This window comes from Pedobacter nyackensis (genome assembly GCF_032678475.1).
In the GTDB taxonomy this organism is placed as follows: Bacteria; Bacteroidota; Bacteroidia; order Sphingobacteriales; family Sphingobacteriaceae; genus Pedobacter; species Pedobacter nyackensis_A.
Genome location: NZ_JAVTSF010000001.1, coordinates 906,568 through 919,742, shown reverse-complemented (window position 1 = coordinate 919,742; position 13,175 = coordinate 906,568). Strand labels below are relative to the sequence as shown.

Genomic DNA, 13,175 nt, shown 5'->3' with positions numbered 1-13,175 from the left:
AATAATTAAAATTACATATAATGAGAAAACTAATTAAAATAGCAACGGTGTTATTCGTTGTTCTATTTATACAAAATACATTTGCACAAAAAAGTAAAATGGCAATGATAGAGGGGAAGGTCTCTATGAAGAAAATGCCTAATAAAATTGCACTATATACTGTGAGAGAAGGGGATACAGTATTGCATTCAAAGGTTAACTTAGACGCAGGTGGTGATTTTGGATTTTATTTTGCCGCTCCATATAGTGGATTTTACATGATCAGCATAGATGAACGAAAAGGTATTAAACCGCTCTATCGTTTATACCTGACAGCTGGTAAAAGTACTTCTATTCATATAAAAGAAGGGGAAACGCGTAAGGAGACCTCATGGATAAATGATACTCCTCCCAGAGATGGTGTTGCAAGTCCACCCTTAAAGAAAATTACGCTTGATATTGTAGAGGAAGGCTATACTATAGAAACTGCAAACGATAAAGAAAATAAGAAGTTACAGCAGTGGAGTGAAATTATGCGTCCGTTAACATTTGCTAATTCTTATGGCCAAAATGTTAGGACTTATAAGGACATTTTTCCATTATTACCTGAAATAGAAAAACAGAAAAATGCTTTTGTTTCAAAACTTAAAACTGGTAATACTTCATTTGACCACCTGATGAAAGGTTTGGCTGAGGCTGAATTTGAATTTGAAATGTACCGTTTCCTTTTTATAGGTAGGTATGTGTATCCGACCTATGAAGAGTATCCCGCTATTTACGGAAGGTTATCTTCTGTTAAGCATTTCAAGAACACAGATATTTTTAAATATAACTTTGGTCAGTCATTTCTGTCCGTTTATGCAGACTATTTATCTGTTTTCAATCGAACTAAAGTAAATGGTGAAATTAAAAAGAACAATAAAACCCTTTCTGAAATTTGTAAAGAGAATATTGAGAATGATACCGTTAAGGGTTGGATTTTTTTAAAGAAGGACTTATTGCTTGCAAAAAAGAATGATCCTTTGTATCGTGAAAAATTGGAGAATTATAAACCTTATATTTTAACAGACGTCCAAAAGCAATTGCTTCAGGTGCATCTTTTAGATATGAAGAAGGTTGGTGACGGCGATGTGGCACCAGATTTTTCAGGGAAAACTCCTGAGGGTAAGGTGATTTCACTAAGTAATCTAAGAGGTAAAGTCGTATTGGTTGATGTTTGGGCTACCTGGTGTGCACCTTGTAAGGCTCAAATACCACATCTCAAAAAACTGGAAGAAGAAATGAAAGGAAAAGATGTTGTGTTTGTGAGTTATTCAATAGATGATATGAAGGATAAGAAAAAATGGGAGGACATGGTTATATCAGAAAAACTTGGAGGGGTACAGCTAATTGGAGAAGCTGCGTTTTCATCGGCAATTGCTAAAAATTATCAAATAAATGCCATTCCCCGTTTTATGGTTTTTGATAAAGAAGGAAAAATTGTTGCAATTGATGCTCCACGTCCGTCGAGCGTGGAGTTAAAAGCATTGTTAGAGAAAACACTAAAATAATTTCAAACTACTTAGTAGTATGACTAAATAGCTATCCTTCTTTTTATGAAAGTAAAAAGAAGGATAGCTATTTTCTTATCACCGTATTTCATAGTTTTTTTGCATTAAGGTAAATTTGTGACTGTTCGTTTGGCATAATTTAGAATGATTAATTAAAAAATTGCCGAAAATCCTGAAGCGCAAAAAATCTGCTGAAAATTGTAATTAAAAGAAGGGGAAGTTTCACGTCATTTTCCTTGCTTAAGCAAACATGGACTGGGGTTTGTTCAAAGATTTCTGAACCAAAAACGAGGTAGATTGTTATAGATTATACCATCTGCTGAAACGCTTGAGATTACTACTCATTTATTTAAATAAGACATAGTTTTTTGCAGAGATGTACATCAAAGAAATACAGTTAAGTACTAATCATCTTAAGGAGACCGAGTTATTTTATACTAAAAGTCTAGAGTTGAAGATTCGACACAAGGGCCAGCATAGCATTAGTTTTTATGCCGGAAATTCTGTCCTGTGTTTTGTTAAGAATGAGTACGTATCACATCCGGTTTATCACTTTGCATTTAACATCCCCGGACATCAGTTTAAGGAGGCACTAATCTGGTTGAAAGCCAGAATTAAATTGTTATCTGTAAATGGACTGGAAATAGTTGATTTCCCAAGATGGAATGCACATTCTATATATTTTTATGACAACAACCAAAATGTGCTGGAATGGATTGCAAGGCATGACTTGAAATATGAAACCTACCTGTCATTTAGGGGGGAGAGCGTGAAATGTATCAGTGAAATCGGTTTGGTCGCAGATGATGTGCTGGGGTATGCAGATCAATTGATGGCCGATTATCAGGTCCCTGTTTTTGCTAAACAGATTCCCCATGAGAAATTTACTGTCTTGGGAGATGAGCAGGCTTTGCTCATTTTGTCTGAAACCGGTAGGGAATGGTTCCCTACGGATATACCCTGTAAAAAATTCCCGTTAAGTGTGACCCTTGGGTTTGGGATGAATAGGAATGATAAGGTGATAGTATATGGCTGAAGATGAATTGAAAATTACAGCTGTGTTCATAGTCCGTATGCCCCTTCCCACTGACTACTTTTTCTGTTTGTTAAGCAACATATCTATGGTTTGTGCAATGCGCTGAACCCGAGTATCGTCTAGAGCTGCTTCATCGATCCAATCCAGAAAGGCTTTTCGTTCGGCCTCGGTATAACTCATATAAATTTGATGAGCCTCAGGTTCGTCCTGTAAGCACAACAGTAAGTCCTCAGCAGTAGCTACCGGAATATTTTGTTCATCCGCGTAGAGTATAATATGTACCTGGTCGCCTTCTTGTTTACCCGTTTTTTTCCTGATCTCTGCTTTCACAGGCAGAAATAATCCTCCGTTGCGGATAGGCATCAGACTGTAGGAGGTTAACTCATAATTATCGATTGTACCACTTACCTTAACAGTTCCCCACTTGCCTTTATAACCTGAGTCAACTCCCGGTAGTCTAATATATGTCCAGCCACCCTTCCCCGGTATTTTTTTCAATAAAAATGTACCTTCAATCAATGGCTTCATATATAATATTGAATTTGATTAAAAAAGAAAGGCGAGCCCTTACTGTATTCAATGCAAATGTAATCAATTTGAGGTTTTTATGGTTAAGCGAAACTTTTCCTATATTTATTATGCACAACCAAATGTTATTGGCAATAGACCAAACTTGAAAAGTAAATTATGAACACTTACGCTGACAAAACACCAGAGATTAAAAAACAATCTGTAACGAACTTAGTTACGACAATACAAGGCCGCAGTGAATCTACTTTTCCGTTTGTGGATAATCGAGCTGAAGCGATTGCCCAAAGAAAGCTGCAAGAGATGGCAAATAATAGCCCAGCTGTAGCTCAACTAAAAGCTTTTCAGGACAATGCTAACAACAATTCTGTCCAACAAGGGAAGTCTGTTCAAAAGAAAGAAAATAATACGGGATTGCCTGATAACCTGAAATCTGGAATTGAAAACCTTTCTGGGTATTCAATGGATGACGTAAAGGTACATTATAATTCAGCAAATCCTGCACAATTACAAGCATATGCTTATGCACAAGGAACGGATATCCATATAGCCTCAGGCCAAGAAAAACATCTTCCTCACGAAGCTTGGCATGTTGTTCAACAAAAGCAAGGCAGGGTAAATCCTACAATGCAAATGAAAGGTAAGGTGAATGTTAATGATGATGCTGGCTTAGAGAAGGAAGCTGATGTAATGGGGGCAAAAGCTATTCAAGTTATGTCTAATGAGAATGGGGGGAATCGAGTGATGGGTTCTTCACATGAGGAGGGATCAGTTGGTTTGAATAAGAATACCTTTTCTAACTCAGTTGTTCAGAGATTTATTGGGTTGGAATTTCAGATGTTGAGAAGCGATATTACCCTGGAGGAGCTACAGGGTGGAGATGAGTTAAATGGTTGGGAACTGAGTGATGACGGAAGTGGAGCGAAAAGAAATCTGGAGATGGAAACAACTGAATTTTTTACGGATGAGTCTGAATTAACAAGAACAGTTACGGAAATGGCCACTTTAGGGAAAAGGGTCGAAGATTCAACTAAAGGAGACGTTATTGACATCGGAAATCATAGAATTACCGTAAAAGAGAATGATAATTCAGGGCAACCGCAGGTAACATTTGATTTGGCCCTATCCTCTTTTGGTCCTGATTTGGCAAGTAAGTCAGAGGAACTAATGGGAAAGGGTTATTTCGATGCAGATATGCCGGGATTTGGTTGGTCAAAAGAAAAAACATCAAAAGATATAAAAAAGATGATATCTTTTCTGGCTAAAACAGAAGAGTTTATTCCCGATAAAGTAATAAATTCGCAATACGGAAAAATAAAAAATGGCAATATTTGGCCTTCTGAATTGTATGCTAAAATTAGAGCGTATTTAGCAGCGCGTTTCACTCAAAATTATCAATCTGATAAAAAAGAAGGTGGTGGTTTAACGAAAGACGTACACCTATTATTAAAAACAGATACTAAAAGTCTAGTAGATTCAATTATAGATGATATAGCGCGTCATGATCAATCAAGCGGGGGGCATCTAATTGGGGCCGAAGATTATTTTTTAAAACAAAGCAATAGCTTACTTGAAACAATAGGAAATATGTTCGGTGTTAAAACGAAGGCTGGTGACATGCATACAAATTTATATGACGATCCAAGAGCTGCGAGAGTATCTCAGTACGACAAAAACAAATTAGGTGCTGTATTGGAGTTGCGTAGGGTTCCTGTTAAAAATGTTTCGGAATGGGTACCTTTTGCTATAGATGCTTTCACACAACTAAATGATCTCTTTAATCCTAAGTTTGACGATGATGATTCGTCTTCCTCGTCTTCCGAAAGTGATGACGATTTCTCTTCATATTCCGATAGTGACGAAGACTCGGAGTCTTGAAATGTGCCTAAAACTGATTGTATGATTTTAGGATAAGTGCACGAAAAAAATCCTTATTTTTATATGTAATAAATACTATAAAAATGATAAAACAAGCATTAATCGGTGAATTCATGCATGAAGCAGAAAACACCAGAAAGTTATTATCAATGATTCCGGACAGTGCATTGGAATACCGTCCGCAACCACATCTTTGGTCGGTAGGTCAGCTAGCTTCGCATATTGCCGAAGTATACAACTGGTATGGACCTACATTTGCACAGGATGAATTTGATATGGGGTCCTATAGTTATGACAAAGGTGATATTAGCAAAGCCGCTAACATCCTGGAAAAGTTTGAGGAAAATGTTGCAAAAGCAAAGACTGTAATAGAAAATTCTGATGAATCACAGTATATGAATACCTGGACAATGTCTGCAGGAGGCAACCCAGTTATGCCATCAATGCCGAAGATTCAGGTAGTCAGGGGATTCCTTTATAATCATTTGTATCATCATCGCGGAGAGCTTATCTCGCACCTCAGGGCGACGGGAAATAAAGTGCCATCTCTGTATGGTCCTACTTATGAGGAATCTCAGCAATCCTAAACTTTGTAAAATAAGGCTGATATTTTCCAAACTTGCTTATTAGAGGTTGTCTTAGAAAAAAAAGGACAACCTCTTTACTATTGTTAAAGATGAACAGCATGGAAACGTTTATAGTCGCGAGCGCTTAATTTTATCGATGACATAATATATGATTAAGGCCAGGATAGTCCAGTAAACAGCAAATTAATTTGGTAAAAGAAAAAATAAATCTCACAAAATAATATGGAAACGACTTATTATATCGAAAGGGTTACTTCACAGCGCAATCTTGTTCCCGGATTAGTTGAGCTCACAACCAATGTCGTAGAGGGTGGGGCTTCTGTCGGTTTTATGTTACCGGTTTCGCAGATGAAAATTCTTAACTTTTGGAAAAGAGTATTAATTAGAGTTGAACAAGGCGAAATAATTTTGATTATAGCAAGGGATACCATTTCAAATACCATAATTGGAACTGTTCAACTAGTTTTAGATTTACCTGAAAACCAACCGCACCGCGCTGAAGTGGCAAAGATGCAAGTGCTGAGCCATGCACGTAATCAGGGGGTTGGAGGGATGCTGTTAAAAACAATTGAAGATGAAGCCGTCAAAGCTGGCAAATCTTTATTGGTGCTTGACACGGCAACAGGTAGTCCGGCGGAAAAATTATATGCCAGTCATGGCTGGAAGCGTGTAGGCGAAATTCCCTTTTACGCATTGTATCCGAACGGATCGCTTTGCAACACAACTTTTTTCTTTAAATCGTTATCCATGAATTAGGTTGATCAAAGATCCGTTTAAATTTATATATCTTTTTCTGCAAACTTTGTCGCAGTATAAGGAACTAGCATAATATAGTTTACCAATTCTCCGCTTCACCGTTTCCGTAATTTTAATGATGCAAACTGCGTCGTAATGTTAATTTAAGATTGCGTTAACATTAGAGGGATACTTTTGCCCAAAGGTGATGGAAAGTATAGCAGATCAAGATTTATTGATATTAATAAGGCATGATGATAAGGATGCTTTTACTACCTTGTTTGATAGATATTGGCAAAGACTGTTTCAGTCTGCAAAAGCCAGGTTAGGGGGCGACGATGCTGCCAAAGATATTGTTCAGGAAATCTTTATCAAGCTATGGCAAAGAAGATCGGACCTGAATATAAAAGGTCCCCTTGAAAATTACCTGCAAGGTGCCGTTCGATTAAGTGTCATTAGTCATTACAACAGTAAGAAAGTAAATCAGGTGCTGCTTGAGGATTCCCTTGATCGCATCAATATTTTAGAGGACTCTATTGAGTCTCTGACCGACTATCTTGATATGGAGCAGACTTTGACAGAAGCTGTAGAACTGATGCCGGAAATGCTAAAAAAAATATATCAGCTTCGAAGTGAAAATCTGTCTGTACGGGAAATCGCCGGAACACTTGGACTTGCCGAGCAAACGGTAAAAAACTATATATCAGAAGTTTTACGTCGTTTAAGAATTGTAATTGCACAGAAATATCCTGAAAAACATCTTACGTATATGGCCGTTCTGGCCGCAATGCTTTACAATTAGTTAATACAAACTTTATCTTAATTAAAAGTACCATTTGCCGTTTTCAGCTACTTACAACTGAAGACCAATCAAATGGATATATTAAAATTTAGGAAGATACTAAAACGTTTTTCAACTGGAAAGGCGAACGAAACTGAAAGCGCACTTGTTGAGGCCTGGTACCGGTCATATGCCCGGGAAGAGACTCCTGTTGACAATAAGGATGTGGAACAATTGCGTAGTTCAATATTAGAAAATATTGAAAAATCTATAGGCAGGAGAAGAAAACTGTACACACAGCTATCAGGTATAGCAGCCTCACTTATCCTGGTTTCCACAGCGCTATTTTTTGTATTAAAAGAAAACAGGGGGAATATTGAATATTCGGTTTACAGTACAGGCACCAAAGAAACTAAGGAGATTCTTCTGGCTGATGGATCAAGCGTCTGGCTTAATGCAAATACCCAAATAAAGACGCCAAAGGGAACTAAGGGTGAATTAAGACAGGTTTCAATTGAACAAGGTGAAGTGTTTTTTAAGGTTAAAAAAGATGCTGCACACCCATTTATAGTTCATGCTGGTTCATTGCAGGTGAAGGTACTAGGTACTTCGTTTGATATTAAAGCCTATAAGGAGTTTAAAACAGTTAGTGTATCAGTTGTTACAGGAAAAGTAGCTGTTATTCAGGCCAACAAAACACTGAGTACACTTACACCCGGGCAACAGTTGCTCTATAATCTTAATGACCATCAATTTCAGTTAAAAGAGATTGATAGCGATAAAATTGTAAGCTGGAAGCAAGGAAGTACCTATCTGGAACAGGCTGACTTTGATGAACTATCGGTACTCATTAAAAACCTTTATGGATTGAATATTAAAGCAGGTAGCGAACAGGTGAAAACATATCGGTTTAGCCTTAAAATAATTCATAGCCTGTCACAACAGGAAGTACTTGCATTAATTGAACAACTTCACAATAGCGAGTTTAGAAAGGAGGGGAATGATCTGATACTCTATTAAAACAAGGCGGAACCTTTTGAGTGCCGCCTAAGATCTGCATATAAAAGGACGGCAATCCTGGTATGCAATATTTACTATTTGAACTTGTAAAGTAAACTAAAATCATGAATTATCATAAAAATTGTTTTAAACAATTTATTAGAGTAAGCCTCTTATCATTCTATACATTTTTAATCATTAATCTACTCCCTGTGAACGCGGCTATTGCAAGAGCACAAGGTTTAGATACTAAAGTAGCTATCTCCTTTGGACGTGAAAACCTAAAGCAAGCGATAAAAAAAATCGAAACGACAACGAAACTTGTGTTTGCTTATGACGGCGATTACCTGGGTTTCAACGAAAAAATTGTAGGACCGGTTAGTTTCCATAATCAGCCTTTGCGCGAAGTGTTGTCTACCTTATTTAAAGGTACGGCAATAACCTTTAAAGAATCGTCGGGAAATATCATATTAACGAAGAAAATCAGATTAGGAAAGGTTTATGGTACAATTACCGACGAAACGGGACTGCCAATGCCCGGTGCTTCAGTAAAAGCAGTTGGCAGTTCATCAGGAGCTGTTGCCGATGGAAATGGCAAGTTTTCATTGGATTTGCCAGAAGGTAAACACACCATTCGGGCAACTTTTGTTGGTTACCAAATGCTCGAATTCGGAAATGTCAGCGTTGACGCAGATAAACCGTACCTGTTAAATATTCAATTTACTGGTAGTAACACGCTAAATGAAGTTACTGTTAGTTATGGAAAACAGAAAAGCAAAGAGGTTACGGGTGCCATTGCGGAGGTTAAAATGAGACCGTTGCAAGATATGCCGGTCATGCAGTTTGGACAGCAACTGCAAGGTAAAGTAGCCGGACTAAACGTTGCTCAAACCAGCGGTCAACCAGGGAGAGGGATTGCTTTCCGTATTCGTGGTGCTGCATCGCTGGCTACAGATTACCAACCATTGTTTGTAATTGATGGTTTACCAATCACGGGTAGTGTAAATAACATCAATCCTGAGGAGATTGAGACGATGACAGTGTTAAAAGATGCTTCTGCAACCGCATTGTATGGGAGCAGAGCAGCAAATGGGGTAATTTTGATCACCACCAGGCATGCTAAAATTGGAGATCCAAAAATTGATTTTAGTGCAAATGTAGGCTTGCAAAAGATTGCTGGCCGAAGTAGACCTGATATGATGAATGGAACCGAATGGGCTCAATTCATGAAAGAAAAGTTTAGTGATGCTAAGTTGTATGAACCGCCATTTAATGCCGTGGTGCCCGAAATTTACCGGAATCCAGAACAATACGGCGAAGGTACCAATTGGTTTGATTTAACCACCAGGGTAGCACCTGTACAACGATACAGTTTAAGCGTATTGTCGGCCAGGGAAAAATCTTCATCGGCGGTAATTCTGGGTTACGAAAAACAGGATGGTGTGGTGATCAATACCAATACAGAACTTTTGTCGCTACGTGTCAATAACGACATCAGTATTGGAAGTCGAAATCAGTTAAAAATTGGGTTTAACCTCGCACCAAGTTACAGGAAAGATCATAACAACAGGCTAAATAGTGACGGTGTTGGCGGTTTCTACCAGCGTATATTTGAGGCTAGCCCTATCAACAAGCCTTACAATGAGGATGGAAGTTACGCTGTAGGCGCATTCTCAACGGGAATGACTACTTATGTTAATCCACTTGCACTGTTGTTAGAAACACAGGACGATTATATCACGACAAGAATATTGGCTAACGGTTACCTGAATTACGAATTTATTCCGGGACTTGCTTTAAAGACAAACTTTGGGGTAGATAAAGGAGCTGAAACCAGAAATCAGTTTTCTCCGTCTATAACATTGTCTACTTCATCAACCGCACCAGTAGCCTCAACAGGTCTCAGTTCATCAGTCGATAATTTTTCTTACACTGCCGAGAGTTACCTGACCTTTAACAAGACATTTTTAAATGATCATCATATCGAGGCGCTGGCTGGTTATTCGGTGCACAGATACGAGTCGAAAAGCAACTCTGTAAGTGGAACCGGTTTCCCGAGTGATGAAATTCCTTATTTAAGTGCCGCTTCTATTATATCTGCAGGAACCAGTGGAACAACACAGCATTCGATGCTTTCGGCTATTGGACGTTTGAATTATAATTACAAAGGTAAATATTTACTGCAGGGTGCTATTCGTCAGGATGGATCATCGAGATTTGGTTCCGATAGAAAATTTGGTTATTTCCCGTCTGTGTCTGCAGGTTGGGTTATTAATGAAGAGTCTTTTATGGAAGATTTTACCAAAGTTGACCTGTTGAAATTAAGGGTAAGCTATGGTATAACCGGAAACAATAGTTTTGGAAACTTTACTGCAATTCCAACATTGGTCAAATATAATTACCTTTTCAATGGGGTATTAATGCAAGGACAAACCATAGGTACATTAGGTAACCCGGATCTTGCATGGGAGAGAAATAAGCAATTTGACGTTGGATTGGATATGGCGCTGTTTAACAACAGATTGTCCATTTCTTATGATTACTATAATAAAATTTCAGCTGGTCTTATTCAATCCAGACCAGTGCCAAGAGCTTCAGGTTTTTCAAACATACAGTATAACATAGGTCAGCTAAAGTTCTGGGGGCATGAGTTTACGGTGAATACGGTAAATACAACAGGTCAGCTAACATGGAACACAAACCTGAATTTAACATTTGAACGAAACCGCATTTTAAAATTGGTTGATCCGGGCTATCTGAGAAGGAACAATACCGTTTCTTCAGATTATTTCCGCAATCAGGTAGGTCGTCATTTAGGAGAGTTTTATGGATTCGTAAATCTTGGACTGTATAAAGATGCCAATGATCTGGCCAATTCTGCCAAATATAAAAGTACAGGTTTGTCGGACAATGGTGCCTCAGATATTGGTACATTGAAAATGAAAGATTTGAATAATGATGGAATTATTGATGATGTAAACGACCGGACTTTTATAGGAGATCCCACACCGACATTTACCTTTGGCTTAAACAATAGTTTTAGCTATAAACAGTTTGACTTCAATATTGCTATGTCTGGTCAGGTTGGCGGAAAAATACTTGCCGCTGGTAAATGGGCATATCATACAAATCTTGACGGTTCCCGGGTACCTTTGGCTGCTGCTGCCGATAGATGGCGTTCTGAAGAAAATCCCGGTTCCGGAATATACCCGCGTACTAAAACAGGAACTACGGCAATTGGTCGCTCTGTAAATAGTCAATGGGTAGAAGACGGTAGTTACTTAACAGCAAGAAACATCTCACTTGGTTATACCTTAAAGCTTAAGGAAACCCGGTTACTAAAAAATCTGAGGTTTTTCGGCTCGGTGCAACAGGCATTTGTAATTACAGGCTACACAGGTGGGGGTAACCCGGAAATTGGCCTCTCGGGTGGAGATGCCCTTAGTGGAATAGGTGTTGATGAAAATGCATATCCTGTACCGCGTACCTTCTCTTTCGGTATAAACGCAACCTTTAAATAAACATTGAATAATATTTGTTATGAAATATAAATTAATGATCATGATATGTACATTATTGATGTGTGCATCATGCCAAAAAAGTTTTATTGATCTTGTTCCCGAAGACTCTCTGTCGCCGGAGAATTTTTTTCAAACGGACGATCAACTGCAACAGGCGGTAATCGCAGCGTATGTCCCTATACGCGATCTGCTTGTGAACGACTACCATACTTCAGAAATGCGATCGGATAATACCCATTACATTCCTAATCCGGTAAACCGTGGTACGGCCACTGTATATCGCGAAAATGTATCAGACTGGAATAACGATGCCAATAATGATTATGTGAACGCGGTATATTATCATTGTTATACAAGTATCTCACGTGCCAATATCGTCATCGGACGTATACCCAATGCTAAAAAGGCCACTGAAGCGGGAAAGACCAGAGCAGATGGTCAGGCGAAATTTCTCCGGGCTTGGAATTACTTTAAACTGGTTCGTTTATTTGGCGGAGTTCCGCTTTACCTGGAAGAAGTAATAAAAGCAGAAGATGCTTTTAAAGACCGCTCCTCAGCAGAAGCGGTGTATGCCCAGATTATTGCTGATGCAAAAGATGCAGTTAATGAGCTATTGCCAGTTTCAAAGTTTCCTCAAACAGGTGAGGTTACAAAGGGAGCGGCAACAATGTTGCTGGCCGACGTTTATTTCACCCTAAAACGATATGCAGAAGCCGAAGCGTTATTGAATACACTTCCAGCTATGGGGTATGGATTAAATATGGAATATGCCGATGCCTTTTCACCACGTAATAAGAATAGTAAAGAATCCATTTTTGAAATACAGTATCTTGAAGGCACAGCAGTGGGTAGTCAGCCAAACACTTTTGTGTTTCAATTTATGCCTAAAACCACATCAACTGCACCCATTACCGGTACGGCATTCCCGAGCAATACGAGTGGAGCTGGCTGGAACACGCCTTCGTTCGATTTGATCAATAGTTATGAAGCGGGAGATAAGCGATTGGAGGCTTCTATTGGTATTGCCGAAGGGACCAATGATGCCAGCTTGATTATGAAAATTACTGCAGTGAAAAGCCCCGTAGGCTACACTACACCAGCTGGTAAGGCTAGTGTAGCCTTTATTAAAAAATATGTTCATGGTCCTTATGTAGCAGCAAATAACTCTAATGTAAACTGGCCAATCTACCGTTACGCAGAAGCTTTACTTTTATTGGCAGAAGCTCAGAATGAGCAGGGGAAATCTCCATTAACCGCATTGAATGAAGTGCGGCTTAGAGCTGGTTTATTACCATCAGAGGAAACCGATCAGGCAAAACTCAGAGCACTAATTTTACATGAGCGCAGAGTTGAACTGGCATTTGAAAACAAGCGCTTTCATGATTTGCAGCGTAGTGAGGACGGATTGAGTACGATGAAAGCATATGCCGTTAAAGCTAAGGCTACCTATACCCATTTAGAAAATAATGCCTTTGATATACAGCTGTACAAGTTTTTATTTCCGATTCCTCTGCCTGAGCGAAACTTAAATCCTGGAATGAGCCAAAACCCAGGGTATCCGTTTTAACAGACAGGGAAATT

10 protein-coding genes are annotated in these 13,175 nt (G+C 38.7%); 9 read left to right on the top strand and 1 reads right to left on the bottom strand.

Features of this window, described 5'->3' with window-relative positions; genetic code table 11:
- The first annotated feature begins 20 nt into the window (after nucleotides 1–20).
- The gene (locus R2Q84_RS03635; RefSeq protein ID WP_316815170.1) at nucleotides 21–1,529 is read left to right on the top strand and encodes a TlpA disulfide reductase family protein; all 1,509 of its coding nucleotides are present in this window, start codon (nucleotides 21–23) and stop codon (nucleotides 1,527–1,529) included.
- Between the two features lie 451 nt (nucleotides 1,530–1,980).
- The gene (locus R2Q84_RS03630) at nucleotides 1,981–2,565 is read left to right on the top strand and encodes a hypothetical protein (protein WP_316815169.1); all 585 of its coding nucleotides are present in this window, start codon (nucleotides 1,981–1,983) and stop codon (nucleotides 2,563–2,565) included.
- Between the two features lie 54 nt (nucleotides 2,566–2,619).
- Here R2Q84_RS03630 and R2Q84_RS03625 read toward each other — a convergent pair whose 3' ends face one another.
- On the bottom strand, nucleotides 2,620–3,093 hold the full coding sequence (locus R2Q84_RS03625) for a YdeI/OmpD-associated family protein (protein WP_316815168.1): 474 nt from the start codon (nucleotides 3,091–3,093) through the stop codon (nucleotides 2,620–2,622).
- Between the two features lie 159 nt (nucleotides 3,094–3,252).
- Here R2Q84_RS03625 and R2Q84_RS03620 point away from each other — a divergent pair, with 159 nt between their 5' ends.
- The 7 genes from R2Q84_RS03620 to R2Q84_RS03590 all read left to right on the top strand — a co-directional run bounded on the left by R2Q84_RS03620 (nucleotide 3,253) and on the right by R2Q84_RS03590 (nucleotide 13,161).
- Nucleotides 3,253–4,971: a DUF4157 domain-containing protein gene (locus tag R2Q84_RS03620; protein WP_316815167.1), complete on the top strand. Its 1,719-nt coding sequence runs from the start codon at nucleotides 3,253–3,255 to the stop codon at nucleotides 4,969–4,971.
- A gap of 83 nt (nucleotides 4,972–5,054) precedes the next feature.
- On the top strand, nucleotides 5,055–5,558 hold the full coding sequence (locus tag R2Q84_RS03615) for a DinB family protein (protein WP_316815166.1): 504 nt from the start codon (nucleotides 5,055–5,057) through the stop codon (nucleotides 5,556–5,558).
- A 222-nt stretch (nucleotides 5,559–5,780) separates the two neighbouring features.
- Nucleotides 5,781–6,314: a GNAT family N-acetyltransferase gene (locus R2Q84_RS03610; RefSeq protein WP_316815165.1), complete on the top strand. Its 534-nt coding sequence runs from the start codon at nucleotides 5,781–5,783 to the stop codon at nucleotides 6,312–6,314.
- A 187-nt stretch (nucleotides 6,315–6,501) separates the two neighbouring features.
- A complete protein-coding gene (locus tag R2Q84_RS03605; protein WP_316815164.1) occupies nucleotides 6,502–7,095 on the top strand; it encodes an RNA polymerase sigma factor in 594 nt (197 codons plus the stop codon).
- A 72-nt stretch (nucleotides 7,096–7,167) separates the two neighbouring features.
- Nucleotides 7,168–8,094, top strand: a complete 927-nt coding sequence (locus R2Q84_RS03600) for a FecR family protein (protein ID WP_316815163.1) — start codon at nucleotides 7,168–7,170, stop codon at nucleotides 8,092–8,094.
- Nucleotides 8,095–8,198: 104 nt separating this feature from the next.
- A complete protein-coding gene (locus R2Q84_RS03595; protein WP_316815162.1) occupies nucleotides 8,199–11,594 on the top strand; it encodes a TonB-dependent receptor in 3,396 nt (1,131 codons plus the stop codon).
- Between the two features lie 19 nt (nucleotides 11,595–11,613).
- A complete protein-coding gene (locus tag R2Q84_RS03590) occupies nucleotides 11,614–13,161 on the top strand; it encodes a RagB/SusD family nutrient uptake outer membrane protein (protein WP_316815161.1) in 1,548 nt (515 codons plus the stop codon).
- The last annotated feature ends 14 nt before the right edge of the window (nucleotides 13,162–13,175 follow it).

Excerpts from the sequence above, each read along its gene's own strand:
- R2Q84_RS03635 (WP_316815170.1), top strand. The coding sequence starts at position 21 with ATGAGAAAACTAATTAAAATAGCAACGGTGTTATTCGTTGTTCTATTT.
- R2Q84_RS03625 (WP_316815168.1), bottom strand. The coding sequence starts at position 3,093 with ATGAAGCCATTGATTGAAGGTACATTTTTATTGAAAAAAATACCGGGG.
- R2Q84_RS03620 (WP_316815167.1), top strand. The coding sequence starts at position 3,253 with ATGAACACTTACGCTGACAAAACACCAGAGATTAAAAAACAATCTGTA.
- R2Q84_RS03615 (WP_316815166.1), top strand. The coding sequence starts at position 5,055 with ATGATAAAACAAGCATTAATCGGTGAATTCATGCATGAAGCAGAAAAC.
- R2Q84_RS03610 (WP_316815165.1), top strand. The coding sequence starts at position 5,781 with ATGGAAACGACTTATTATATCGAAAGGGTTACTTCACAGCGCAATCTT.
- R2Q84_RS03605 (WP_316815164.1), top strand. The coding sequence starts at position 6,502 with ATGGAAAGTATAGCAGATCAAGATTTATTGATATTAATAAGGCATGAT.
- R2Q84_RS03600 (WP_316815163.1), top strand. The coding sequence starts at position 7,168 with ATGGATATATTAAAATTTAGGAAGATACTAAAACGTTTTTCAACTGGA.
- R2Q84_RS03595 (WP_316815162.1), top strand. The coding sequence starts at position 8,199 with ATGAATTATCATAAAAATTGTTTTAAACAATTTATTAGAGTAAGCCTC.
- R2Q84_RS03590 (WP_316815161.1), top strand. The coding sequence starts at position 11,614 with ATGAAATATAAATTAATGATCATGATATGTACATTATTGATGTGTGCA.